This is a genomic window from Luteolibacter rhizosphaerae (assembly GCF_025950095.1).
GTDB lineage: Bacteria > Verrucomicrobiota > Verrucomicrobiia > Verrucomicrobiales > Akkermansiaceae > Haloferula > Haloferula rhizosphaerae.
The window spans coordinates 313232-338290 of record NZ_JAPDDR010000003.1 but is presented as its reverse complement, the minus strand read 5'-3'; the positions used below and the strand labels follow the sequence as shown (position 1 = coordinate 338290).

Annotated in this window: 27 protein-coding genes; 8 read left to right on the top strand and 19 right to left on the bottom strand. The window is 63.1% G+C overall.

From position 1 onward, the window contains the following. Window positions 1-17: 17 nt before the first annotated feature. Both OJ996_RS07165 and OJ996_RS07160 read right to left on the bottom strand, forming a co-directional pair. On the bottom strand, window positions 18-1079 hold the full coding sequence (locus OJ996_RS07165) for an SAM-dependent methyltransferase (protein WP_264512709.1): 1062 nt from the start codon (window positions 1077-1079) through the stop codon (window positions 18-20). Between the two features lie 50 nt (window positions 1080-1129). Then, window positions 1130-1360, bottom strand: coding sequence for a ferredoxin (locus OJ996_RS07160; protein ID WP_264512707.1), 231 nt, complete (start codon window positions 1358-1360; stop codon window positions 1130-1132). Between the two features lie 70 nt (window positions 1361-1430). Here OJ996_RS07160 and OJ996_RS07155 point away from each other — a divergent pair, with 70 nt between their 5' ends. Together OJ996_RS07155 and OJ996_RS07150 are read left to right on the top strand one after the other, a co-directional pair. Continuing rightward, complete coding sequence (locus OJ996_RS07155) at window positions 1431-2324, top strand: LysR family transcriptional regulator (RefSeq protein ID WP_264512705.1); 894 nt, start codon at window positions 1431-1433, stop codon at window positions 2322-2324. Between the two features lie 4 nt (window positions 2325-2328). Continuing rightward, window positions 2329-2652, top strand: coding sequence for a low molecular weight protein tyrosine phosphatase family protein (locus OJ996_RS07150; RefSeq protein ID WP_264512702.1), 324 nt, complete (start codon window positions 2329-2331; stop codon window positions 2650-2652). Here OJ996_RS07150 and OJ996_RS07145 read toward each other — a convergent pair. Together OJ996_RS07145 and OJ996_RS07140 are read right to left on the bottom strand one after the other, a co-directional pair. Continuing rightward, window positions 2621-3466 carry a sialate O-acetylesterase gene (locus OJ996_RS07145; RefSeq protein WP_264512700.1) on the bottom strand — a complete coding sequence of 282 codons (846 nt, stop codon included), beginning with the start codon at window positions 3464-3466 and terminating at the stop codon, window positions 2621-2623. The genes OJ996_RS07150 and OJ996_RS07145 overlap by 32 nt on opposite strands. A 46-nt stretch (window positions 3467-3512) precedes the next feature. Next, window positions 3513-4322 (bottom strand): DUF1287 domain-containing protein, encoded by an 810-nt coding sequence (locus OJ996_RS07140; protein ID WP_264512698.1) that lies wholly within the window; start codon window positions 4320-4322, stop codon window positions 3513-3515. A gap of 125 nt (window positions 4323-4447) precedes the next feature. On the opposite strand from OJ996_RS07140, the gene OJ996_RS07135 reads away from it, so the two are divergent. From OJ996_RS07135 to OJ996_RS07125, 3 genes are all read left to right on the top strand, one after another. Continuing rightward, complete coding sequence (locus OJ996_RS07135) at window positions 4448-5050, top strand: DOMON domain-containing protein (protein ID WP_264512696.1); 603 nt, start codon at window positions 4448-4450, stop codon at window positions 5048-5050. A 251-nt stretch (window positions 5051-5301) separates the two neighbouring features. Then, entirely contained in the window at window positions 5302-6330 is a 1029-nt protein-coding gene (locus OJ996_RS07130; protein ID WP_264512694.1) for a hypothetical protein, read from the top strand. Between the two features lie 43 nt (window positions 6331-6373). After that, a complete protein-coding gene (locus OJ996_RS07125) occupies window positions 6374-7315 on the top strand; it encodes a glycosyltransferase family 9 protein (protein ID WP_264512692.1) in 942 nt (313 codons plus the stop codon). A gap of 17 nt (window positions 7316-7332) precedes the next feature. On the opposite strand, the gene OJ996_RS07120 is transcribed toward OJ996_RS07125, so the two are convergent. Genes OJ996_RS07120 through ispG form a run of 3 tightly spaced genes read right to left on the bottom strand, consistent with a single transcriptional unit; the run spans window position 7333 to window position 9858 of the window. Further along, window positions 7333-7791 (bottom strand): DUF2017 family protein, encoded by a 459-nt coding sequence (locus OJ996_RS07120; RefSeq protein WP_264512690.1) that lies wholly within the window; start codon window positions 7789-7791, stop codon window positions 7333-7335. Then, entirely contained in the window at window positions 7788-8063 is a 276-nt protein-coding gene (gene clpS / locus OJ996_RS07115; protein ID WP_264512688.1) for an ATP-dependent Clp protease adapter ClpS, read from the bottom strand. Before clpS ends, OJ996_RS07120 begins: the two co-directional genes overlap by 4 nt. A 7-nt stretch (window positions 8064-8070) precedes the next feature. After that, window positions 8071-9858: a (E)-4-hydroxy-3-methylbut-2-enyl-diphosphate synthase gene (gene ispG, locus OJ996_RS07110; protein ID WP_264512686.1), complete on the bottom strand. Its 1788-nt coding sequence runs from the start codon at window positions 9856-9858 to the stop codon at window positions 8071-8073. A gap of 134 nt (window positions 9859-9992) precedes the next feature. On the opposite strand from ispG, the gene OJ996_RS07105 reads away from it, so the two are divergent. The 3 genes from OJ996_RS07105 to OJ996_RS07095 all read left to right on the top strand — a co-directional run bounded on the left by OJ996_RS07105 (window position 9993) and on the right by OJ996_RS07095 (window position 13835). Then, a complete protein-coding gene (locus OJ996_RS07105; RefSeq protein WP_264512684.1) occupies window positions 9993-11936 on the top strand; it encodes a DUF4394 domain-containing protein in 1944 nt (647 codons plus the stop codon). 75 nt (window positions 11937-12011) lie between these two features. Then, window positions 12012-12923, top strand: coding sequence for a hypothetical protein (locus OJ996_RS07100; protein WP_264512682.1), 912 nt, complete (start codon window positions 12012-12014; stop codon window positions 12921-12923). Between the two features lie 117 nt (window positions 12924-13040). After that, a complete protein-coding gene (locus OJ996_RS07095; RefSeq protein WP_264512680.1) occupies window positions 13041-13835 on the top strand; it encodes a hypothetical protein in 795 nt (264 codons plus the stop codon). A 9-nt stretch (window positions 13836-13844) separates the two neighbouring features. Here OJ996_RS07095 and OJ996_RS07090 read toward each other — a convergent pair whose 3' ends face one another. From OJ996_RS07090 to OJ996_RS07035, 12 genes are all read right to left on the bottom strand, one after another. Then, window positions 13845-15395, bottom strand: a complete 1551-nt coding sequence (locus OJ996_RS07090) for a hypothetical protein (RefSeq protein ID WP_264512678.1) — start codon at window positions 15393-15395, stop codon at window positions 13845-13847. Between the two features lie 222 nt (window positions 15396-15617). Then, complete coding sequence (locus OJ996_RS07085; RefSeq protein WP_264512676.1) at window positions 15618-16031, bottom strand: F0F1 ATP synthase subunit epsilon; 414 nt, start codon at window positions 16029-16031, stop codon at window positions 15618-15620. A gap of 87 nt (window positions 16032-16118) precedes the next feature. Next, window positions 16119-17585 (bottom strand): F0F1 ATP synthase subunit beta, encoded by a 1467-nt coding sequence (atpD, locus tag OJ996_RS07080; protein WP_264512674.1) that lies wholly within the window; start codon window positions 17583-17585, stop codon window positions 16119-16121. Between the two features lie 38 nt (window positions 17586-17623). Continuing rightward, a complete protein-coding gene (locus OJ996_RS07075; RefSeq protein ID WP_264512672.1) occupies window positions 17624-18118 on the bottom strand; it encodes a hypothetical protein in 495 nt (164 codons plus the stop codon). Between the two features lie 18 nt (window positions 18119-18136). Continuing rightward, window positions 18137-18658, bottom strand: coding sequence for a DUF4410 domain-containing protein (locus tag OJ996_RS07070; protein WP_264512670.1), 522 nt, complete (start codon window positions 18656-18658; stop codon window positions 18137-18139). Between the two features lie 25 nt (window positions 18659-18683). Then, a complete protein-coding gene (gene atpG, locus OJ996_RS07065) occupies window positions 18684-19583 on the bottom strand; it encodes an ATP synthase F1 subunit gamma (RefSeq protein ID WP_264512668.1) in 900 nt (299 codons plus the stop codon). Window positions 19584-19639: 56 nt separating this feature from the next. Continuing rightward, a complete protein-coding gene (gene atpA, locus OJ996_RS07060) occupies window positions 19640-21181 on the bottom strand; it encodes a F0F1 ATP synthase subunit alpha (protein ID WP_264512666.1) in 1542 nt (513 codons plus the stop codon). A gap of 50 nt (window positions 21182-21231) precedes the next feature. Further along, window positions 21232-21624 carry a F0F1 ATP synthase subunit delta gene (locus OJ996_RS07055; protein ID WP_264512664.1) on the bottom strand — a complete coding sequence of 131 codons (393 nt, stop codon included), beginning with the start codon at window positions 21622-21624 and terminating at the stop codon, window positions 21232-21234. A 20-nt stretch (window positions 21625-21644) separates the two neighbouring features. After that, the gene (locus tag OJ996_RS07050; RefSeq protein WP_264512662.1) at window positions 21645-22205 is read right to left on the bottom strand and encodes a F0F1 ATP synthase subunit B; all 561 of its coding nucleotides are present in this window, start codon (window positions 22203-22205) and stop codon (window positions 21645-21647) included. A gap of 87 nt (window positions 22206-22292) precedes the next feature. Beyond that, the gene (locus OJ996_RS07045; protein ID WP_264512660.1) at window positions 22293-22526 is read right to left on the bottom strand and encodes an ATP synthase F0 subunit C; all 234 of its coding nucleotides are present in this window, start codon (window positions 22524-22526) and stop codon (window positions 22293-22295) included. A gap of 70 nt (window positions 22527-22596) precedes the next feature. Continuing rightward, on the bottom strand, window positions 22597-23526 hold the full coding sequence (atpB, locus tag OJ996_RS07040; protein WP_264512658.1) for a F0F1 ATP synthase subunit A: 930 nt from the start codon (window positions 23524-23526) through the stop codon (window positions 22597-22599). Window positions 23527-23657: 131 nt separating this feature from the next. Continuing rightward, the gene (locus OJ996_RS07035) at window positions 23658-24998 is read right to left on the bottom strand and encodes a YiiX/YebB-like N1pC/P60 family cysteine hydrolase (protein WP_264512656.1); all 1341 of its coding nucleotides are present in this window, start codon (window positions 24996-24998) and stop codon (window positions 23658-23660) included. Window positions 24999-25059: the final 61 nt, after the last annotated feature.

Here is a 25059-nt window from a genome sequence, read left to right as displayed (position 1 = left end):
GCATGCAACCTCTCCGCCTAACGGGTCACCTCGAAGAAGAGGGTAAACTCGTGACGGTTATAAGTTAGGTGAGTCTCCGACAGAAGCTCGACACCGGCCGTACCGGCGTAGCTGACGCAGGCACGGGAGATCGCATTCAACTCGCTGGCGGTCTCGGCTCCGGCACCCTTCAGGGTGAAGATAATCAGCCCGCCCGTCTGGACATTCGCCGCGAGGCGCAGCACCTGACGCAATGCGACGCGTGGGTCGCCATTCATGTCGCAGAGGAGAGCATCGAAGCGATCGCGGGGCTCGGGGCGGAAGGCATCGACATCCCGGCGGATAAACTCCAACCCGGGCTTTCGCTTCAGGCTGGCATCGAGATCCGCGCGGTCGACGGCGGTGACCTGATAGCCGCGGGCAAGCAGCTCGGAGGTCATCCCGCCGGGGCTGGCTCCCAGCTCCAGCCAGCGGGCGCCCTGCGGCGGGGGCTGGCGATGGAGAAGCAGGTGATGGAGGGCCTCCGCGAGCTTGGCACCGGCGCGGCTGATGCCCGCGCTCTGGCTGATGAATTTGGTGCCACCCGGGTAGAAGCCGTTCGCGAGGCGGGGGCTCTGCAGACCGGCGAAAAGACCTTCCTTCCCAAGGAGACAGAAGAGCGTGGGAGCGGCGGGATCTTGGGACTCGACCTCTGCGACGGCCGGGAGCGGCGGAAAGAGCTGGAGCGCCCGGCCGCGGAGATTGGTGGCGAGATGCTTGTAGTAGGGATGAGCCACCGCGGTCTGGAGCGGGCCGGTGAGGAGCGTCTGCGGGGACACATCCGCAAACTTGCGAGCCAGTCCCTGCGCGGCCTTCTCGATGAAGCCGTCCATCTTCTGGGGATTGCAGGGCCAAGCATGATGAACCGGGAGATTCCAGCCGACGAACTTCGCCCACTCCGACTCCTGCAGCAGCGCGGGATTCTCCAGGCGGACGAGGTGATAGTCGCTGCCGAGCTCCTTCAGAGGACTCGCCGAGAGGCCCGCGAGGATCTCCTTCGCGAAGGGAGCGAAGACTTCCGGGATGCGGAGGAGCCAAGAGGGAGCAGTGAGTTCGGACACGGAAAGTGTCCTGCGGCGAATCGAGCCCGGCGGCAATGATTTTGCAGTGGCTAGCCATCGCAGCCGATCGAATCGGTCGGGCAGCCCTCCATCGCCTCACGGGCAAGGGCCAGCTCTTCCGGAGTGAGAGGCTGACGCCAAACGTAACTGGCGCCCGCATCATCATCGCGGCGGAAGAAAGCAGGGGCGGTCTCGCGACAGAGGTCGCAGTCGATGCAACTGCCGTCGTTGTAGAATTTGCCGGGAGTGTTCTTGGATTGCTTGTCGGATCGATCAGCCATGACGAGCAAGCTGACAGGTCCTCATCATTGCGTGAAATCGAAGGATGTGATCGATTCATGCATCAGGCGCATGAATGAGCATCCTACGATCGACCTCCACTGCCTTCACTTGCTGCGGCTCGTGGCAAAGCACCAGGGGATCACGGCGGCCTCGGGGGAGGCGGGGCTATCGCAGAGCGCGCTGACGCGGCAAATCCAGTTGATCGAAGCGCGGCTGGGCCTGCAGCTCTTCGAGAGGAGCACCCGGAGGCTCAGAATCACGCCAGCGGGGAGCTTCTTGCTGCGGGAGACCGCGATGGTGTCCGGGCTGCTGGATAGCGCGATGCGACGCCTGAAGGAGGAATTCTCAGGCGAGCAGCGGGAGATCCGGATCGGGGTGTCGCGCAGCGTTTCGTTGGCGCATCTGCCGGGATTGTTTCATGGCCAGCGGCGGCATCATCCGGAAGTGAAGATCCTAGTTTCCCATCTCGGAGGAAGCGCGCTGCTGGAGGCCTTGGCCGCGTGCCGATTGGATCTGGCCGTGCTCTGCCCGCCCCCGCGCCTTCCGGAGGGCTTGGAGCTGAGTCACCGGATCCAAGACAGCTTCGTGGTAATCGCGGGGCAGAGTGGGGACGCTCCGGACGAACAAGGCTGGAGCGATTGGGTGAAGACGCAGAACTGGATCGTGCCGCCGACGGGAACCCGCTCGCGGGATTGCATCGATCGCTGGTGGAAAGAGCGCAAGCTGCAGCCGAACGTGGCGATGGAGATCGATAGCTTCGACGTGACGATCCAGCTCGTGGCACTGGGCATGGGTGCGGCTTGTGTGCCGCGACGGGCTTTGAGCACCTTCCCGCGCAAGCGGCAGATCCGGCGGATAAAATTGCCTGAACCGATGACCCGCGAGCTCGCCATCGTGACACCGAAGAGGGGCAGCCTGCCCGAACATGTGCGCGACTTCATCGCAGAGATCTTGTTCCGCTGAACCGATGAAACGGGTCTTGTTTCTCTGCTCACGCAACCGACTGCGAAGCCCGACGGCGGAGGCGGTGTTCGCGGATTATCCGGGGATTGCGGTGGACTCCGCGGGCCTGAGTCCAGACGCGGATGTGCGGTTATCCGGCGAACAGGTGGAGTGGGCGGATCTGATCGTGGTGATGGAAGCGATCCACCGGCAAAGGCTCAACAAGGCCTTCGGCAGCGCCTTGAAGGGCAAGCGGGTAGTGGTGCTGGGGATCCCCGATGACTACGACTACATGGATCCGGCGCTGGTGGAGCTGCTCAAGGCTCGTTGCGAGCCGCACCTGAAATGAGCGCGAGATAGGCGGCGGCGTAGCGGTGGCCGAACTCGATGAGCGCGCTGCGACCGAAATGGACGGAATCGACGCCGGGGAGGCCGGTGCTTTCGACGAAGGCGGCGTGGGAATCTTCCGTGGCAACGCGGCGGAGACCGCTACGGACAATATTCCGGCGATCAACGGAAGCGGGTTTGCGCTGATCATCTCCCCAGCCGCCGAGGTCGCCAATGAGGAAGGGTAGGGTGGAAGTGCCTAGGTCCCGCCGGAGCTGCAGGATGAGCGCCTCCAGCTTGGCAGCGTGGAGCGGGGCGAGGGATTCGTGGTCCGCATCCGTCTCACCCTGATGCCACAGCACCCCGGCAAGAGTGCCGGACCGCGCGGCGATCCGGGCGCGGCCGAGGGCATTTGCGTAAAGCAAGGATCCGGGACCGAGAGCGTCGATGGGAGCACCACCCCAAGCACAGGGAACGAAGCCGATCATCGCATCCGGAGCCTGCTTGCGCAGGCGGGCGGCGAAGGGCAGGGCGAGGCCGAAGGCGGCGCTGGCCTGGTTGAGATGGAGCGGATGGCTGGCGGGCCGCCAGCGAGTCCAACCGCGCGCGAGGCCTGACTTGAGCGTGCACTGCCCGCCGAGCGAGAGAACGCCGGAAAGGGGATCGCGGTCGCCGGGCTGCCACGGGTCTTCCGTGCGGATACAGCCGTAGCCCGCCATGTTCGACTGGCCCATGAGCAGGAAGACCTGCAGGCGCGCAGGATCGACCGGGAGTGTCCAAGGTCCGTCCAAGGCCGGACGCGACCATTGACGGCGGAGACGGGTGAAGCGGGACATCACTCGGTCACGCTTTCATCAGCCGATGCCCATAAGGCCGGCTTGCTCAGCGCTTGGCGACCTCGCCCACCTGACCGGTGTAGCGGTAGTGGCCGTGGATCTGATACTCGGTGAGAACATTCTCCCACTTCGGGCCTTGGCCATTGTCGTGGACGACCCAAGGCTCGTCGCGGCGGTCGCCGGGGCCCGGGACCACGATGCCGCAGTGAAGTTCGCCCTGAGCGAGCATCCAAACCACCACATCGCCCGCCTTGAATTCGCTCTTGTTCGGGCGCTTGGTATCGACCGCCATCTCGGCACCAGTGTGCTTGAAGTAGCGCTGGAGGTTCTGGATCCGGCGGTGATCGATGTTCGAATCCGGGCCGGAGGTCGGCCAGAGACGGGGATAGGCCGAGAAATTCTTGGTCATGTCCTCGTGGATGAGGACCTGCAGGTCGATGCCGAGGCTGCGGTAGCTGCGGACCAGAAGGTCCTCGGCCTTGCCCTTGGGCGTCTTGCCATCCGCGCCGCCGCCGGGGATGTCGCCGCCGGGATACGCGATCTGGTAATAGGCCGTGTCGTAAATGCTAGGAGTCTTGGTGCGCTGCAGGGCCATCGCGGCGAGGCGCTCGCCGAACTCGGCGGAGGGCGAGAGCTCGAGGATCAGCCGATCCGCACTCTCCACCGTGGCCACCGTGTTCTGCGCGCGAAGCAGGGGCACCAGCGGTTTTCCGAAGAACCACGCGGCACCGGCCGCGATCATGAGAACGACCCAACCGCCGAGGAAATTGGGACGGCGCTGCGGCTTCTTGGCCTGCGGACGCGGTCCAATGTATTCGATCGTGCCGAGATGATGGCTGTTCCGACGCTTCGCCATTGTTCTATTTAAGGAAAGTAAAACAAAACCGGGACTTGCATGCGACATTTTTCGCCGATGCGCAGTAATTTTTTCCAAGAAAGCTGTCTCGACCGTTAGAGAGGTCCTTCCCAGATTCGCCCGCGATGATGGTGTTCCGCAGCACGAGGCCTTTGATCTGGGGTGAGCTGGACGTACCCTTGTTCGGTATTAAGGAGGATTGGTATGGAAACGGGGTGAGTCCGCAAGCCGCGTTTTGCGTTGCCGTAGATACACGGAGCCTGTGGTTCATCGCGTCTCATCCGAAGGCGGCCCGCTTGCATCCGGCCGCACGGCCGGGGCGATTCACGCCGGAGCTGTGGAAGCACGACGTGGCGGAGCTGTTTCTGCATCATCCGACAAGCGGACGTTACTTTGAGTTCAATCTTGCGCCTAACGGAGCGTGGTGGAGCTGCGAGTTCACCGCACCGCGAGTGCGTGCCGAGGAGGTGGAGATCGCCTTCCCGGAGGTGGCCACCTTCGCAGAGCTCTCACCGGAGGGCGGCTGGGTGTCGGCGATGGCGATCCCGCGCGATTTGTTAGAGGGACGCCTGGATTTCGGCAGGGACACTCGAATGAACGTGACTTTCATCCTTGAATCGCCGGAGCGACGCTTTCTGAGCGCCACCGACTTGGGCGGCGGCGAGCCGGATTTCCACCGGCCGGACCGTTTTTCCAAGCTCGAGCTGCGGGATCTGCCGCCTGCGTGACATTCCGGTCACGTGAACGCGTAATGGCAGAAGGGGGAAAATCGGACATGATGGTCCTCGTAAGCGACACCCCAGTCCCCCCGAGGTAGCGCTTGCGAAATCCCCCCAAACAAACCCACCGACCCCCCGAAGGTGGAAGACACCCCCACGGGAAAACCCGCTGCCTTCGTTCCCCCCAACGGCGTTAGCTGGTTTTTCTTGTACTGCAGGCAGGCTTGCGGTGGCGGGTGGATCGGGGCTAAGGTACGAGGGTGCTGGAAGAGGAGCAGCAGCAGGAAGACGAGAAGGCCGCCCAGTTGGAGGCCCTGCTCGAGCAGTTCCGCGAGCCGGAAGAGGCGCCCCGCAAGAAAAACGGGGCGATCTGGCTGATGCTCGCCCTGATTGCCTCCCTAGGCGGATGCTGGCTAGCGATGCTCGCGGCCAAGGGCAGCCTGCAAACGGCCAAGACGGGCCTAGGAGCGACGATGAAGCCGGGCAAGGTGAAGGACCGCAACGAGTTTTACGCGAAGCTTCGGGTCGTGGATGTGGAGGCGGACTACCGGGAGCGCTGCAAGAAGGGGATGCGGGCGCAAGAGGTCCGCTGGATCCTGGAGGACTTCATTCAAGCCGGCCTGAGCGAAGAGGCGGGCGGTCTCCCGGCCGAGGTGAAGGATGCGGCGGAGGTGGTGAGCCAGACCAGCGGCTGGAAGGAATGGCAGGATGGCGAAGCGGCGGATCCACCGGAGCTATCCGACAAGGCTGCGGAAGTGCTGAAGGAGAAGGGCCTACAGCTCGCCCGAAGCCAGCAACGCTGGTATGCGGATGCTCTGGCCGATGGCTTGCGCCTAGACCGTGAGCAGAAGAAGGAGGCCTATCAGAGCGGACTGAAGCTGGTGGAAAAGCTGTCCGCGGATTTCCCACAGGCGGAGGATGCCTTGGAGCTGGCGCATACGGGTGAGAGTCCTGCTCAGGAGGCCGCTGATCCCGCAGAGGAAAGCAGCCTGCTCACACCGATTCTCTGGCTTCAGGACGAGCGCAGCGAACCCTCGCAGAAGTGCGAATTGAGGGCCGACCAGTCGGCAGTCCTAAGCACGGAGCAAGGAGAGCAAGGGGCGGCTGAACCCATTCATGAGGCGACAGGCGTCTTCCCTTTCACCGCGGATCAAGCCAAGGAGATTCCCGATGGCGACGTGACGGGCTTGGTGATGAGCCTGCATCCCGCACAACTGCGCATGCTGCTTCTCACCGAACCGGGGATGGCCACGACGCTGGGGAGCGCATTCGAAGGCAAAGACGAATGAGCATGACTTGCCCCTGCCGGGTTTGAGTCCCTAGCCTCCGCGCATGCCCGACCCACTCCTTCATCCCGGCGACACGCTCCTCGTGGCCGCGCCGGTCGAATGGCGGGAGGCCTGCATCTCCATGCCCGCCATGCGGGCGCTGAAGCGGATGGGGATCGCCGTGCAGGTGCTGTGCCCGCAGCGACAGGCGGTATTCTGGGAGCTGAGCGGATTCGCGGAGGTGAGGGGCTATCCGGAGAAGGCCTCGGCACGGCAGATCGCCGGTTTGTTAGACAAGGCTCCAGTGAGCTTGGCTTGGGAAGCAGGCGAGACGGCCGAAGCTCTGGCCAAGGCAGGCATCCCGCGACGGATGGGGCCGCCGTTGAAAGGCTTGGAGAAGCGTCTTACCGAGAGTCTTTCCGTCGTCGGGCAACCCGGGCCGATCCAGCACCGGGTGAGATTTTATATCGGGCTGGCGGAGAAGCTCGGAGCGGAGGTGATGGTGGCGGAGAACTTCGCAGCAGTGGCGGTGGATGTGCCGCGGGCCATGGAACGAGTGCTGCTAGTGCCGGACTCGGATCTCGGCTCGCACTACGAATGGCCGCTGGAGAAGTGGCGGGAACTGGCGAAGACCTTGCTGGAGAAGGGGCGCCTGCTACGCCTCGCGAGGGCGGGGCGGCTGGGAGCGGATTTGGCGAAAGCTCTGCCGGAGGTGGAAGCGGTGGATCTGTCGTTGCCGGGGTTGGATGAGCTGGCATCCCACGGCTTGTGCATTGCGGCGGATGGAAGCGTGCCCCACCTTGCAGCCCATGTGGGTACGAGGTGTGTCGTACTTTTCGGGCCGGGGGAGCCGGAGTGGATGCGACCGATGGGGAAGCAACATGTGATCGCGCGACGGAAGGTCGAGTGCTCGCCGTGCTTCGCGAGCAAGTGCGTGATGGATCTGAGATGCCAGAAGGAGCTGGAGGCTGCGGAGATTCTGCGGGTGCTTGAGCCTGCGGGGTAACGGCAGGTGTCCCACGCTCAGCGCATGACGTGGTCGAGCAGGACGCTCTGGACGTGCAGGTAGAACTGCGAGCGGAACCAGGCGGAACGCTTGCCCGGGGTCATGCCTTCGGGATTCTCCGAGGCGAAGCCGTAGCGCTCTTCAAGGGCGAGTCGGGCTTGATTGAGGCCGCCATACCAGAGCTCGGCATCCTGCTTGGAGATGTGAATCTCGGCGGGTTCCTCACCATCGCCTGCGAGGGAGAGGGCTCCCTCGATGGTATCGAGCTGGGAGTTGAAGCTATCGCGCAAGTCGGGGAGAACGAAGTCCTGCCAGTCCGCGAAGTTCTCATCCTGCTCCATGGGTGAGGACACACGACCCGCAAGATCGATGCCACCGCCACGGGCGTCGTACGAGATGCATCGTAGCACCATCCAATCGAGCGAGGTTTCCACATCGATGCGCAGGCCGCCTTGGAGCGTGGGTCCGACCTTCATTCCGCTTTCTCCATGGAGGTCTTCAACTGATGGGCCTGAAGCTGCTGGGTATAGAACTCGGCCTTTTCGCGCTCGCCGGTCCACACGATGGAGCGGCCGCGCTTGTGGACTTCCATCATCATGGCGGAAGCGCGGTTCTCCGGGTAGCCGAAGATCTTCATCAGCACGAGCGTGACGTAGCTCATCAGATTCACGGGATCGTCATGGACCACGACATTCCAAGGAACATCGAGCGAGACGTCTTCGATCGTCTGGACGAGGGTGTCGGACATGAATGGCTCAGACTTCGACGGTTTCGCCGGTGGGGGCGTCGATCCACTTGCCATGCTCGCGGATGAGATCGATGAGACGCTCGACGGCCTCGGCCTCCGGGATGTTGAACTTCACCGCCTGCTTGCCGACGTAGAGGTTGATCTTGCCCGGGGCGCCGCCGACGTAGCCGAAATCCGCGTCCGCCATCTCGCCGGGGCCGTTCACGATGCAGCCCATGACAGCGATGCGCACGCCCTTGAGGTGACCGGTGGAGGCGCGGATCTTCTGGGTGGTGCTCTGGAGATTGAAGAGCGTGCGACCGCAGCTCGGGCAGGCGACGTAGTCCGTCTTGAAGATGCGGGTGCCGGCGGCCTGAAGAATGTTGTACGAGAGACGTAGGGATTGGCCGGGAGCGGGCTCGCACTGGATGATCACCGCATCACCGATGCCATCGCAAAGCAGAGAGCCGATGTGACGGGCGGCAACAAGGAGGGTCTCGACGAAATCACCGCTTTCCGTGGCGGGGGTCAGGGTATCCTTGAGCAGGATGGGGTGCCGCGCATCAAGACGGAAGGCGAGCATGCGGAAGGCAGCGATGACATCGAGATCGACGCCATCCGCCACGGTGACAAGTTGCGTCGCCGTGCCATGGTTCAGCGCGGAGAGCGCCGCCTCATCCCGCGGGTCGATGGCGACGACGCCGGACTTCTCGAGGATGATCTCCGGCTTGAAGTCGCCCATCTTCGCGATCTTGTGGGCGACGGCGTTCCACTTCTCTTGGGTGGTGAAGACGCGAACGGTTTTGTCCCCGCCGAGTTCATGACCCATGACCTCCATCACGCCGGACTTACGGCGTTCATAGGAGAAGGGATCGTAGGAGGGGACGAGATCGTGCTGCTCCACCACGGATGGCTTCTGCTGGAAAGGAGCGGCAAGGGCCTGCGCCACGGGGACTTCAAACACGGGGTCCTCGGTAAGCGAGACGCGGATCGTATCACCGATGCCGTCGGCAAGCAGCGAGCCGATGCCGATGGCGCTCTTGATACGGCCATCCTCGCCATCGCCAGCCTCGGTGACGCCGAGGTGGATGGGGTAGTTCCAATCCGAGCCTTCCTGACCGAGACGAGCGACGAGGAGGCGGTAAGCCTCGATCATGACCTTCGGGTTCGAGGCCTTCATCGAGAAGACGAAATTGTGGTAGTCCATCTCCCGTGCAATGCGGGCGAACTCCAAGGCGCTCTCCACCATGCCGAGCGGCGAATCGCCGTAGCGGTTCATGATGCGGTCCGAGAGCGAACCGTGATTGGTGCCGATGCGCATGGCGCGACCGAGCGACTTGCAGAGATCGACGAGGGGAGCGAACTCCTCGCGGATGCGCTCGAGTTCCTCGAAGTACTCTGCATCCGTGTACTCGCGGACTTCGAACTTCTTCTTGTCGGCGTAGTTCCCGGGGTTCACGCGGACCTTCTCGACCCACTTGGCAGCTTCAAGGGCGGCATCCGGCTTGAAGTGGATATCGGCGACGAGGGGAACCTGGCAGCCGGCGGCGCGGACTTCACGGGCGATGTTCTCCAGATTCGCGGCGTAAACCTTGGTCTGGGCGGTGATGCGGACGATCTCGCAGCCGGCCTCCGCCAACTGGAGAACCTCCGCGACGCAAGCGGGAGTATCGCGGGTGTCGGAGGTGATCATCGACTGCACGCGGATCGGGTTGCCGCCGCCGATGCCCACGTGGCCGACCATGACCGGCCGGGTCAGGCGGCGGTTGTAGGCCAAGAGGTCGGGGCAATATCGCAGCAGCGCGTGGTCGCTCATTTGCCGGGAGATACACGATGATCGGGAGATCGGCAACGGCGGTGCATGCGGGCGGCGAAGCCGGTGGAAAATCCCTATGGGGTCATTCGGGAAGGACCCTTGATTATAAGCGGGAAATGGATATCAAGCGGCCCATGAGAGCTTCCTCCCTGCTCGCGCTTCTGGCGACAGTGCCCTGTTACGCCGGCATTTCCCCTACCATCGGCAAGCCGGGGATCGGCTTTTATGTGCTGACGGATGACAACCGTCTGGTCTCTTTCTGCGACACGGCGGTAGCCAGCGCCAGCCCGCCGATGGCTATCACCGGGCTGCAGTCCGGTGATTCGCTGGTGGCGATCGACGTGCGGCCACTGAACCAGCAGCTCTACGGGCTGGCCCGGAACACGACAAGCGGCGGCCTGGCACTCTACCACCTGAGCCCGGAGACGGGTACGGCGAACCTCGTCGGTCCAGCTCAGCCTTTGGTCGACGCAAGCGGCACGCCAGTAGCAACTGCAGCGAACCGCTTTGACATCGATTTCAACCCGGCCGTGGACCGCCTGCGGATCGTCTCCACCAGCGGTCTGAATGTGAGAATGAATCCGAACACGGGAGACTATCTGGACAGTAGCGAGACGACAGCTGGAATGAATCCGGACGGACCGATCAACGGCGCGACCACGGGAGTGGACGGGACGGCCTACACGAACAATGACCCGGTGACGGGGATCACGACGCAATACACCTTCGATTCCTCCACGGACAGCATCTACATCCAGAATGCGCCCAACTCGGGAACACAAACCGAGGGGAAGACGGTGACGATTTCCCAGATCGTGGGGATCACGGCGGTGCGGGGATTCGACATCGCGCCGGGGGTGAATGCTCCGAGCAGCAACGCGGCGGCGCCCGGATCCGCCTACGCGATCCTGAGCACAGGCTTGGGCTTCACCAACCTGTATCGGATCAATCTGGCCAACGGTAGCCCGACCTTCCTCGGTGCGCTGAGCGGGTACACGGCGCGAAGTCTCGCGATCCGGACCCAACTTCCGGTAGCGGTGGGACTGAGCGAAGGCGGATCCAACCTTGTCCTCTTCAGAACCACGAATCCGGGAGTGGCGAACACCATCCCGCTCAATACCGCATCTCTAGCCAGCGGGGAGACGCTGGTGGGCATCGATTTCCGACCGCTGAACGGCCAGCTGATGGGTCTGGGAGTGAATGCGGATGCCAATAGTGCCAGCCTGTATCTGCTGGATCCAAAGACCGGGGCAATGGCGATGGTGGGCATTGCAGGCCAAGCCCAGTTCGTGGAGGCCGACGGCACGACGCCAGTCGATCTACCGGTGCCAACTTCCGGCTACGGCTTCGATTTCAATCCGACTGCGGACCGGATCCGGGTGGTGACTCCGTCCGGCCTCAACTTCCGGATCAATCCGACCAACGGTGCTCCAGTCGACGGGAACTACGGCGGTGCAGCCGGGTCCGTGTCGGGAGTCAACCCGGACGGCAACATCAGCGGAGGGGGAACCCGGGCGATGGAGACGGCCTACACCAACTCTTATGCCAACAGTGCGGCGGGTAGCACGACGCAGTATACGCTCAACTCCTCCAACGACTCGCTGTGGATCCAGAACCCGCCCAACTCGGGAACTCAGACGCAGCAAAAGGTGGTGAAAGTAGGGAGCACGACGGTGGATTTCTCCGCAGTATGCGGGTTCGACATCACGGCGGAGGGCGGGACGAGCGGCGCGAGCAACACGCCATCGAACGGCCATGGATGGGCCGCGCTGAGGACGGGGTCGAGCACGGGCTTGTATCGCATCGAGCTCTCGACCGGGGCGGCGATCAACAAGGGACCGATCAGCGGCGGCGGATCCATTGCGGGGCTAGCGGTGGCCGGTGAAGCCGGAAACGGACACATCCCGATCTCATGGCCTTCCGGGATCGGTTCGGTTTATTCCATCGAGACCTCCGAGGACCTGATCAACTGGACGCCCTACGCCTACAAAATTACAGCAACGCAAACGACGACCACGGTGCCGGTGCCACGATACGAGGGCGAGAAGCGGCGCTACTGGCGGATCGTGCTTCCATGAGAAGCAGGAGCGGGATCACTTCGCGAGACGAGGGGGCTTTCTTCCGGCGCTTTCCGGCGTAAGCTGGCGACGACGATGAAGAAGCACCTCTGGCTGATTGCCGCATTCCTGATCCCCGCACTGCGGGCCGAACCCGCGGCTCCGGCTGCGGCCGATGCCGCGCAAACGGAGGAGGCCGAGAAGAAGGAGCAATTCATCCGCGTGGAGGAGAAGGGGAAGGCGACCGAGCTGCAGACGGCGGTGGTCAAGCTGACGAAAGGGGATGCCAGCGTGGAGCTGATCGGCGCGATCCACATCGCGGACAAGAAGTACTATCAGGCGCTGAACACGAGGTTCGAGAGCTACGATGCACTGCTGTGGGAGGGCATCGGAAATGGCAGGCCTGCCTCGCTGGAGGAGATCCGGGCCGAGGAGGAAGAGCCGAGCGAAGATGCGGAACCTGTGGCGCCGGAGAAGAAGCCGAAAGGCAATTTGAGCGGGCTGCACAAAGCCTATGAGGCGGGTGCGAAGTGGTTGGATCTGGCCTACCAGATGAAGGAGATCGACTATGCGAAGCCGAACTTCGTGCATGCGGATCTGAGCTACGACGAGTTCGTGGAGCTACAGGAGAAGCGCGGCGAGTCGCTGCTCAGCTTCGTGCTGAAGGCAGGGCTCGAAGCGGATCAGAAAGGCGTGAAGCAGCCGAGCACTTTCAAGCTGCTCACCTCGCTGATCCGCGGTAGTGCGAACGGGGTGAAGCGCGAGTTGGTGCACACGCTGGGTGCCGGTGACGATCAGGTGGCAGGGCTCGCGGGCGAGAGCGTGATCATCAGTGATCGCAATGCGAAGTGCCTGGAGGTGCTGGCGCGCGAGGTGGAAGCGGGCAAGAAGAAGCTCGGGGTCTTCTATGGCGCAGCCCACTTCCCGGACATGGTGGAACGCTTGGTGGAGGACGGCTGGATGCTGGGGAGCACCGAGTGGGTGACAGCTTGGGATATCGGGGAGTGATGGGGTAGAAAGGTCAGGAAATGTCTGTGGATCCGGATTCTTACGTGATCACGGCACTTGATTAACTTTGATTAAAGATCAAGAGTCCCGGCCTCTCGTCTCGATCTCTCCCCAACCATGAACAAGCTCACCTCCTTGCTGGGGCTGGCATTCGCCTGCTCTGCTCTAACGGCCGAAGCCGTCACGACCTTCTCCTTCATCACCGATGTGTGGACGAACGGCTCGAACACCCAAACGGGCTATCTGAACAACGCGACTTCCGGCACCTTGGTGAAGGACGGCGTGACGCTCACCTTCCAAAGCTCGATCGTGGGAACAGCGGATCCTTCCACGCGAAACCTGACGCTGGATACCTCCGGCAATCCGACCGGCTTCATCTTGGGAACACAGGACGATGCAAACGATCTGAACGGAACCCTGCTGCACTACCAGCGCTGGGACTTCACTTTCTCCGTGCCGGTGATCCTGGGCTCGCTGGGCCTGGATGACGTGGACTCGGATCAATCGAACCTGGCAGGTGGCAATGGCTTCCGCGATGCGATCGCGGCCGAGGCATTCCTGACGCTGGCGCCGGGATCGATCGGCAGTGGTATCGATGCAGGTTTTGTCTTTACGCAGGACACGAGCTTGAGCGCGGGGATCATCGCGACGGGTAACGGGCAATCGATCACGTATGCGATCTCCGGTCCGGCGGGGAATCCGAACAATGCACCGGCTTACCGGACCTTCCTGGACTTCGGAGACACGCCGATCTCGTCCTTCAGCATCTACTCCTTCTCGGATCGCGACAATGCGCACCGCGTGTCGATCTTCCAAGGGATTCTCTCGATCACGCCGGCACCGGTACCGGAGCCTGCGGCCGTGCTGTTAGGCATGCTGGGTCTGGTGCCACTGCTGCGCCGCAGAAGGTAAGTCCGGGCCTCAGGGCTTGCGGAACTCCTTCTCGGTGTAGCCGGGGATGGGACGGGTGATCCAGACGAGATCACCCTGATCCCGGTCGCGTTTTGGAAGGCCGCCCTCATCGGTGAGATTGGCGCCGATGGACCAAACCTGCGGAGAGCCATCCGCTTGCACCCGGTAGTGGAGAGGTCGGCGGGTGAAAGGATCTAACAGAACAGAGGGAAGATAGGCCGGGACAAGTTCCTGCAAGGAGGCAGGGTGAATGCCGTGCTGGAGACGATAGCGCTCCAAGGCAATGCCGGTGCGGGCGAGGGCGATGGTGGCCTCCGCGCGGAGGACGGTGGTGGAGAGAGATCGAAGCATTCCCCAAGCTTCGGCATCGATATCGCGGCTGGTGTGGGTGGCACCGCTCTCGCTGGTCACGATCGCTTGGGGAAGCGAGTCGAGCGTGCTGCGGAAGCGGGCGAGGTCCTCGGGTTCGAAGCGTTGGCGGGCGGTGCCATCGGGAAGCGTCATCTCACCGAAGAGCGCGCGCTGGCTCTGCACGTGCTTCGATAGGACGAAGCCAAGCGGGCGGAGTTCGCGCCAGATTCCGCGCAGCCGTTGTTGGATGCGATCAAGATCGGGATCCCAGCCTTTGAGGAGATTGGCTCCTTGGTCGTGGCTCTCAAGGGAGCCGACTTTGGCCGCCCAGATTTCAAGAAGGGCAGCTTCTCCATGGAAGGCTTGGATAAGGGCGGACTGGGGATTCTCGCGAGCCAAGGCTGCTTCGAAGGAAGCGAGCTGCGCTTCGTTCCATGAGGAGCGGGCGATGCCTTCCCAGATCAATCTGGTGGTTCCCCGCGAGAGAGCTTCATGAAGAAGGAGAGCTACAACGGTGGGTTTGGACGAGAGATAGAGGCGGTTGCATTCAAGCATGGCTCCGAGGTCCGCGGCCGCGCGCTCGCTATCCCCGAGAGCGAGGTAAAGATAAGCTTCATCGGCGGCGAAATCCGCAACGGGACGGAGGCGGAACTGGGAGCGGACGATCTTCTCGATGGCTTCCGTGCTTGCGTCCAAGCCATCATCCAAGGGCCACTCGGCGCGGGGTCGTTTCAGAGCTTCGCGGAGTTCATCGAGGCGGCGGCTCGAGGGCTCGATGGCGGCGAGCAGATGGCGGGCGGTCCCAGCTTCGTCCGCCAAGGGAGGCGTGAGCCAAGTGCGGAGGTCGGCGCGGCGAGCGAGGGCGGGTTCGCCGGTTTCCAAACGTCGCGAGATCCCGGGAAGCGGCGGCTCGAAGTAGCGCAGGGCTTTCACGATGCTGCCGGATTTCTCCTGCTCCGCGAGCGCGGCGGGATGGAGGAAGTAATTCTCCTCGGCGGGGCCGGAGGGAGAGAAGTAGGCGGCGGCGTTGGTGACGTAGCCTTGGTCGTGCATGGACTCGACGAACTGCTCAAGGGAGCGGCGGCCGAGCCAAGTGGAGACGGGGTAGGCGAGTGCTACCAGCAGGGCGAGGATGAAGGGAGAGCACGCGAGGATGATCTTCGTTCGACGGGATCGGAGCATTTCCCAGACACGTGGATGGAGGCGCATTTGGGGGAGGATAGGAGGAGTCTCGGGGGCGGGGGAATGGGAAAGGGAGAGGGTATTTGGAGTGAGGGGAGGAAGAGAACAAGGAGGGGGTGCGTCTCGCGCCCCTCGCGGGTCGGGAGCGTGACGTGTGAGAGAGGGCGCGAGACGCACCCCCTCCTTGAGGTACATGGAAAAGGGGCGCTGGTGCGCCCCTTTCCGTGGTGATGAATCGGTCCGCTGACCTTAGTTGTGGTTGCGGCGCTTGAGGCGGAGCTGGGCCATCGACTTGGCGATGATGGCCTGGAGGTGAGCCACCTCTTCGGCATCGTTGTCGTGGCTGATGCCGGCGAGCTGCTCTTCCGCACGCTTCATGGCGGCTTCGACCTTGGCTTCGTCGATCTGGTCGGCATCCGCGGCGAGGTCGGTGAGGACGTTCACGCGGTGCTCGGTGACTTCGGCGAAGCCGGTGCCGATGGCCATGGAGACGGTCTGGCCGTTCTTCTCGTAGCGAAGCTCGCCCGGCTGAAGCGCGGTCACCAAGGCGGCGTGGCCGTCGAGAATGCCAAGCTCGCCATCAGCCCCGGGCAGGTAGACGTTGCCGACGGTGTCGGAGAAGATCTTTTTCTCCGGGGTGACGATTTCGAGGTGGAGAGCCATGAGATTTGAGAGACCAGAGTCCAGAGACCAGGGGCTTGAATTTCGAGATCTTGTCTCTGGATTCCTGCCTCTGGCTTCTTCGAAGAATTAGTCGCGGGAGACGGAGTCGATGCCGGCCTTCATGTAGAAGTTACCTTCCGGTACATCGTCCCACTTGCCGTCGAGGATCTCGGCGAATCCGCGCACGGTGTCTTCGATCGAGCAGAGGGCACCGGGCACGTTCGTGAAGATTTCCGCGACGTGGAAGGGCTGGGTGAGGAAGCGCTGGATCTTACGAGCGCGGAACACGGTGAGCTTGTCCTCGTCGGAAAGCTCGTCCATGCCGAGAATCGCGATGATGTCCTGCAGGTCCTTGTAGCGCTGGAGCACCTGCTGGACGCCACGGGCGACGCGGTAGTGCTCGGCGCCGACCACTTCCGGCGCGAGGGCCTTGGAGGTCGAGGCGAGCGGGTCCACGGCGGGGAAGAGCGCCTGCTCGGCAAGGCCACGCTCAAGCACCACGGTGGCGTCAAGGTGAGCGAAGGTGTTCGCGGGAGCGGGGTCGGTAAGGTCGTCCGCCGGCACGTACACGGCTTGGATCGAGGTGATCGAGCCCTTGTTGGTGGAGGTGATGCGCTCCTGGAGACCGGCCATTTCCTCGGAGAGGGTCGGCTGGTAACCCACGGCGGACGGGGTGCGGCCCAGAAGAGCGGACACCTCGGAACCGGCCTGCGAGAAGCGGAAGATGTTATCGACGAAGAGAAGCACGTCCTGGTTGGCCTCGTCGCGGAAGTGCTCGGCCATGGTCAGGGCGGAGAGAGCGACGCGGAGACGGGCGCCCGGAGGCTCGTTCATCTGGCCGTAGCAAAGCGCCACCTTGGAGCCTTCAGCGGAGAGGATCGGGTTGCCCTTCTCGTCGAGAGCGACGTGACCCTTCTCGTCCTTCTCGGTGGCGATAACGCCGGACTCGATCATTTCCCAGTAGAGGTCGTTGCCCTCACGGGTGCGCTCACCCACGCCGGCGAACACGGAGAAACCACCGTGCGCCTTCGCGATGTTGTTGATGAGCTCCATGATGACGACGGTCTTGCCGACGCCTGCACCACCGAACATGCCGCCCTTACCACCCTTGAGCAGCGGGCAGATGAGGTCGATGACCTTGATACCGGTAGGAAGGATCTCCGTGGTGGCGGACTGCTCGGTGAGGAGCGGGGCCGCACGGTGAATCGGGGAGCGCTGCTCGGGATTGGCGAGCGGGACGTTTTCGTCCACGAGATCGCCGGTCACGTTGAAGATACGGCCGAGGACCTGATTGCCGACCGGCACGGCGATGGCCTTGCCGGTGTCGGTGAGGACCATACCGCGCTTGAGGCCGTCCGAAGCGGACATGGCAACCGCGCGAATCCAGCCGTCACCGAGGTGCTGCTGCACTTCGAGCACGAGCTTGGTGTCGACGCCGTTCAGGTTGTAGCTGACTTCGAGGGCGTTGTAGATCCCGGGAAGCGCGGTGGCTTTCGAGAAGTCGGCGTCAACGACGGCGCCGATGACCTGGACGATGGTTCCTTGGTTGCTCATAGCAGCGGTTGCTGTGTTCAGATTTCTGTTTTCAGGTCTTAGAGGCGGACGAGGCTGGCGCGCTGTTCCGGTGTCAGAGTGTCGATGCTGGCGAGCGTAAGAGAGCGCGGGGCGTCTCCGGCGATTGCATTGGCATCCACGGTGATGCTGGCGGGCATGCGATACATCGCGCCGGTGAGGGGATCGACGATCAGCATGCCGACGAGGCCACCGATGAGAATATTACCGAAGTACCAGCCGTTGATCCCGGCGGTGACCTGATGGCTACCGACCACCTTATTCCCGCGCTTCACCAGGACGGTGTACTTGGCCGGCTTGAAGTAGCCGCCACGCGCGCTGAGATTCACCGTCTGCGGGGTGGTGCCGGAGTAGAGCGGCTCGCCGTCGACACTAACCACGGAGAACGCGAGTCCCGAGGGGTTCGACTGGATCGACACGTCGCGGCTGGCGCGGCTCACGATAGAGGCGCAGCTAGACAGTAGCAACGCACCGGTCACGGCGCTGGCGACGAGGATCTTGGAGAAGGAGGACATCGGGATATGAGAGGGAAATCAGTGGGCGAGCTCTGCGGCCTTTGCGGCGATGTCGCCTGCAGCGGAACGGCGGATGATCGGGAAGGTATCGGCCACGCCGCGGAGGCCCGATTTACTGCTGCGTTCGACCTCAAAGGTCCCGAGCAGCTTACCGGTGGAGTTGTCGACGAAGCGACCGGTGCAGTTAAAATGAGCACTCCCAGCACCCATGCCGATGCCGATGCGCAGGGCGTTGTTTCCCTCTTCCAGATAGGTCACGTCTCCCTCAATGCGGAGGGCGCGACCCGACTCGGAAGCGGTGGTCACCTTCGAGAACTTGCCGACATTTTGGATCTCCTCGGCAAGGACGGAGGCAAACTCGTTCGACAGTTGCTTACCCCGGGCATCGGGGCCATCCACCTTGTAGCCGAAGCCCTTCACGACAGCCACCTGATAAGGGGCAGTCGGAGCCGAGGCCTCGGCATAGTCAAGGCCACCGCCGCCGCAGCTGACGCTCAGGAGCGCCGCGGCAATCGGAAGCAATGGAAGGACGAGTTTCATGACGGAGATAAGAAGCGGGAGCCGATCACTCCATGGCGCGCATGGCCGTGGTGATCTCGAGCAGTTCCGCGGTAATGGCGGCCTGCCGGAGCTTGTTGTATTCTAGGGTCAGCTCCTTGATGAACTTCTTGGCGTTGTCCGTGGCGCCCTTCATGGCGACCATCCGGGCGGAGTGCTCGGAGGCGCGGCTCTCGACCAGCATCTGATAGACCTGGAAGTTGATGTAGAGCGGCAGGAGGGTATCGAGGACGTCCTTGCCGGAGGGCTCAAAGAGATAGTCCTTGGAAAGGGCAGCACCGTGGTCGGTTGCCTTAACCTTCACCTCGGCGCCCATGCCCTCGTAATCCTGCTTCTCGCCGAGGGAAGCGGTCGAGATCGGCAGGAGCTGGACGATGGTCGGCTCCTGGCGCATCACGTTGACGTAGTTCGCGAAGGCGACGCTGACCTTGCTGTAGCCACCTTCGAGGAAGGCCTTGGTCAGGAACTTTGCGATCGGACGGGCTTCGGCGAAAGGAACCGGGTCCTTCACCTCGAAGTCGGCAACCATGTTGCGACCGGCCTTCGCGAGCTGGTTGCGCAGTTTGCGGCCGACGGTGACGAAGTCCGCGTCCTTCGAGACCTCGGCGCGGATCTTCTTGCCGACGTTGGTATTGAGCGCGCCGCAGAGGCCCTTGTCGGTGGAGATCACCAGCACCAGTTCCTTGCCGCCATCGCGGGTCTGGAGGAGCGGGTGGGCTTCCTCACCGACGTTCTCCTTCAGGTTCACGAGGACCTGATTGAGAAGATCGGCGTAATCACGACCGGCGAGCGCCTGGTCCTGCGCCTTCTTCATCTTGGCGGCAGCGACAAGCTGCATCGCCCGGGTGATCTGGGCGGTGTTCTTGACCGACTTGATGCGTCGGCGGATGTCGCGAAGGTTGGCCATGGGAAGAAGAAGTAGCGAGTAGCAGGGAGCAGTAGCGAGGGACTAAGAGGAGCCGATTACTTCCAAGAAGCCTTGAAGTCGTTGATGGCCGTCTTCACGGCTTCAACGGCGGCGGCGTCTTTCTTGAGGTCCGGCTTTTCGTTGCGGATCTTGTCGAGGAGCTCGGTCTTGCGGGTCTCGAAGAACTCACCCATCGCAGTCTGGAAGCGCTTCACGTCGCTGACCTTCACATCGTCGAAGTAGCCGTTCTGCATGGCGAACAGGTAGATCGACTCCATCTCCATGGAGAGCGGGGAGTACTGGTTCTGCTTGAAGAGCTCCACGATGCGGGCACCGCGATCGAGCTTTTTCTTGGTGGAGGCATCAAGGTCCGAACCGAACTGAGCGAAGGCCTGCAGCTCGCGGAACTGGGCGAGGTCCAGCTTGGTGGTGCCGGCGACGGACTTGATGGTCTTGGTCTGGGCGGCGGAACCCACGCGGGACACCGAGAGACCCACCGAGATGGCGGGGCGGATGCCCTGGTAGAAGAGGTCGGTTTCCAGGTAGATCTGGCCGTCCGTGATCGAGATCACGTTGGTCGGGATGTAAGCGGACACGTCACCGGCCTGGGTCTCGATGACAGGGAGAGCGGTAAGCGAACCACCACCGGCGGCCTCGGTCAGACGAGCGGAGCGCTCGAGCAGGCGGGAGTGGAGGTAGAACACGTCACCCGGATACGCTTCGCGACCGGAGGGGCGCTTCAGGATCAGGGCCACCTGGCGGTAGGCCACGGCGTGCTTGGAAAGGTCATCGAACACGATGAGGCAGTCTTCGCCCTGGTCCATCATGTATTCGGCGATGGCGCAGCCGGCGTAAGGAGCGAGGAACTGCATCGCGGCGGCATCCGAAGCGGTGGCCGAAACGATGGTGGTGTATTCCATGGCGCCGGAGTCTTCCAGCGTCTTCTGGATCCGGGCCACGTTCGACTGCTTCTGGCCGATGGCGACGTAGATGCAGTAAAGCGGCTTGTGGTTCTGCAGCTTGCCCTGCTCGGCCAGCTTGTTCTGCTTGGCCTGGGAGATGATGGTATCGACGGCGATGGTGGTCTTGCCGGTCGAGCGGTCACCGATGATGAGCTCGCGCTGGCCGCGGCCGACGGGGATCATGGCATCGATGGACATGATGCCGGTCTGCACCGGGACGGACACCGACTTACGCTTGATGATACCCGGAGCGATCTTCTCCATCGGGTAGGAAGCGGAGGCTTCGATCTCGCCCTTGCCGTCGATGGCGTGGCCGAGAGCGTTCACGACGCGGCCGAAGACCTTGCGACCGACCGGAACGGAAAGCAGCTTGCCGGTGGTGGAGCACTCCATGCCCGCGACGATCTTGTCGTAGGAGCCGAGAAGCACGACACCGACTTCACCGTCCTCAAGGTTCATCGCGAGGCCGGTCACGCCGCCGGGGAACGAGATCATCTCGTTCAGCATCACGTCCGAAAGGCCTTCGACCTTGGCGACGCCGTCACCGACTTCGCGGACGACGCCGACGTTGGTTTTTTCGACGGAGGCCGAGGCGTTGGCGATCTCCTTTTCGAGTTCCTGGAGGATGCTGCTCATTGGAAGGGTTCCGGTTATCGGTGGTTAGTTTTAAAAGGAGAGAGGCGAAATCAGAAAGCGTTGGCGAGGCGGTCGAGGCGACCCTTCACGGAACCGTCGAAGACGTCGTTACCGACGCGGATCTTGAGGCCGCCGAGGAGTTCGGGATTGGTGCGGAATTCGAAGGCGAGATCGACGCCGTACTTCACCGCGATGTTCGAAACGATGCGGTCACGGGCGCCTTGGTCGAGCTCGGTGGCGCTCTCCACGATCACGCGGCGGCGCTCGGCATCGAGGCGGACGAGACGCTTGAGCGCCACGAGGACACCGCGGTAGCCGCGGGGCTTCTCGGTGGCGAGCTGGCGCACGGCCGCGGAAAGCTTGGCCTCGTCAAGGCGGGGACCGCTCTGGCAAAGCCGGAAAATGCGGCGGGCGGTGATGGTGGCGGTCTTGGAGATCTTCATGACGAGGCGGAGAAAGGAGATTAGCGCTCGACCGTAGCGAGGGCTTCCTGGCTGAGGCGGGCTTGGTCGTCGGAGGTGAGGACCTTACCGGTGACTTGGGCGGTGGTGGAGGCGACGAGGCGACCAAACTCCTGCTTGAGCTCGGCCTTGATGGCGGCGCGCTCGGCTTGGGCGGCGGCTTCGGCCTTCGCGAGGATCTGCTGGGCACCGGCGATGGCCTCCTGGGCCTTCTGCTCGGTGAGGGCGGCGGCGCTGGTCTTGGCCTCGTTGATCAGGCGGGCGGCATCTTCATTCGCCTTCGCGATGGCGGCGGCGGTGGAAGCCTCGGACTCCGCGAGCTGCTGCTGGATCTGGATCAGCTTGGACTCACCCTCCGCGATGCGGGCGCGGCGTTGCTCGAGCATGGCTTGGATGGGGCCGAAGGCGAACTTCTTGAGCAGGAAGGCGACGATCAGGAAGGAAACGACCTGGCTGATGAAGAAAGCCCAGTCGATCTTGAAGGTGCGGAAGATTTCACCGGCAACGCCGCCGTCTGCTTCGACGGGAGGAGCTGCGGCCAGGAGATCGAGAATCGTGGTCATCGGACGAAATGCTGGAGAATCGGTGAAATCAGGCGGGAAAAGGAAAGGGTGGCGCGGAGGTCACGGGGACCTCCGCGCCGGGAAGGCTTACTTGGCGAGGAAGATCGCGAAGAAGACGATACCTTCGATAAGAGCTGCGAGAATGATCGACAGCGTCAGGATGTTACCGGCGGCGCCGGGGTTGCGGCCGGTGGCTTCAGCAGCCTTAGAGCCGAGCAGGCCGATGCCGACGGCAGCGCCAACAGCGGCAAAGGCGACGTGGAAGTTACCTTTGAGGCCGGAGACAGCTTCGGCGGTCTGGGCAAGGAGATCGAGGGTCATGTTGGTTGTTCTGTTTTGGTGTTACGCCCGACCCCCACGGTCTGTGCCATGGTCAGGACGGGAAAGCTTTTCAATGAGCGTGGTCCTTGTGGTCCTCGTCGTGGTGATCGCCGTGGTCGCAGATCAGCTTGAGGAAGACGGCGGTGAGGAGCATGAACACGAGAGCCTGGATCAGGCCGACGAGGAGCTCCATGAAGTAGAAGGGAAGCGGCGGAAGCCAGGCGAGCCACTTGTTGTCGCCGACGACGAGCATCATGTTCTCGAGGATGTTCTCACCCGCGAAGATGTTACCGTAGAGACGGAAGGAGAGGGCGACGGGGCGGAAGAGGATCGAGATGACTTCGAGGATGCCGACGAAGCCGAAGACAACGATCATGAGCACCGCCATGATGCCGCCGAACTTGCCCTTCGGGGCGAAGATGTGGGCGAAGAAGCCCTTGATGCCGTTCTCCGTGAGGGCCCAGTAGAACCAGAGGAGTGCGAAGGTGAAGGCCATCGCGGCGGTCATGTTCAGGTCGGCATTACCACCGCGCAGGAAGGGGCGGAAGGTATCGTGGGGATCCACGCCGGAGCCGCTGAGCTGCCAGCCAACCGTGCCGACGCCAGGGATGAGGCCGAACCAGTTCGTGAAGAGGATGAGGACGAAGATGGTGCCGAAGAACCAGAAGGTGCGCTTCACGAGGTGCGCGCCGAGGATGCCCTCGAGGAAGTTGTAGAGGCTCTCGACGATCCACTCGACGAAGTTCTGGAGGCCGGCGGGGACGAGGGTGAGCTTCTTGGTGGCCAGCTGGGCGACCACGATGATGAAGGCGGCGACGATCCAGACCATCAGCATCGAGTTCGTGATGACGAAGGGCCCGAGCTCGAAGATGGCCTCGGCGTGGGCCGGGAGGTGATCGTGACCGGAGTGACCGGCACCGTGGGCCGCATCCGCCGCGAAAGCCGGCACCGCACAGCAGAGCCATGCGAACAGAATGGAAAAAATGGAGCGACGAGTCATGCCGAGAAAGGGATGCGGCTGGCGAAAGCGCGCGGGGGCTGTATCAAAGGGTTTTATAACGGCGCAAGAGCTATTTGTGAAATTTTTCACAAGCTCAGGAAAACACTCGTTTTGTGGGACTTACGGGTGCTTCAAAGTGCACTCCGGCTGGCGTGCAGGAGGAGCTCTGCCCGGGGACCCGAAATGATTTCGTCATTTCCCACGCCGCAGGCCGCGACGACCCGAAATCCTTGGGCGAGGGATTGGGAGATGAGCTCCTCCGCCGGGAGGCAGGGGCGGGCGGAGACCTCGATCAGGGAGAAGACGACCGGCCCGCAGTGGTGGTAGGCGCGGTAGACGAGCTCGGTGCAGGCGAGGCGCTCGGCCCTCCGGAAATCGAAGGAGAAGTCGAAGGGCTTGCCCGCATGGTCCATGGCGCGGGTTAGGACGGTCGCGAGATCGGGAGGGCCGAGGGGGGAGCGGAGGATCACGAAGGCATCCACGGCGAGGGTGTCGTCCGGGGGGCGAAGGAGAACGCCGTCCTTCTTCGCCTCCAGAAAGCAGACCTCCCCCGCGAGGCGGCGTTCGAGGGGCGGGGGCAGGACGAGGCCGAGCTGGCGGCGCTGCTCCGGGCTGCCGAGGTAGAGGGCGGCGTGCGGCCAGTGGCCGGGGAGGAAGAGATTGCTCAGGGCGTCATCGTGCCGGGTCACGAAGATATCCCCCGGGCGGGCGAGGGCGAGGGCGCGCTCCCGCAGGGGGATGCTGACACGCTTCGCCGCTCCGGAGGCTTTCACCCCCGGCTGACGCAGATCCGCGATCGCCCGGCCGGAGAGTTCGAAGAAGCCGAAGATGGATTTTTTCCACGCGGAGTGATGGCGGCGCCTGAAGGAGAACCAGCGGTAGCCGAGGCGGCGGCGGGAGATGCCGGAGCGGCATGCGTCGATCCAAGGCTCGCAGTCTGTTAGAGCGGCGAGGATACCGGCGGGTGCGGTGGCATGGATCTCCCTACGGTGCGCATAGTAGAAATCCGCGGCATCGCGGAAGCGGTGGAGGCGGGAGGTATCCGTGCAAGAGCGGTAGATGGCGGTGAAGGTCTTGCGCGGGATGCCGCGCAGGGAGTCCGCCTCATCCAGCTTCTTGCGCAGGAGACGCGAGCCTTTCGCTTGATCCACAAGGCCCAATGCCCCGCGAAGCAGGAGACAAGCGGCTGCGAAGGCCGCGCTGAAGCGGGGTAACCCGCTGCGCCATTCGGCGGCATTCCTGCCGCTCGCGGGTTCCATGGTCCCTAACAGGGAGAGGAGCGCGGTGCGTACGCTCAAGTACTGGGTGTATCGTAGCTTGATTTCTTCGTCCTCATCCGGGGCGATGTAGCCGCGCAACGCGGCAGCGACTAACAGATTGTTTGCGAAGTGCACTGTCGCGGCGTGGGCGGCACCGGCGATCACCTGTTCGGCGCGTTTCAGGTCGCTGTCTTCGGCGGGTTCGGGAGGCATCGGTTAGGGTTGGATCGGGGTGTTACGATGACTCTCGTAACGGGCTGTCGGCGGGGGTGTG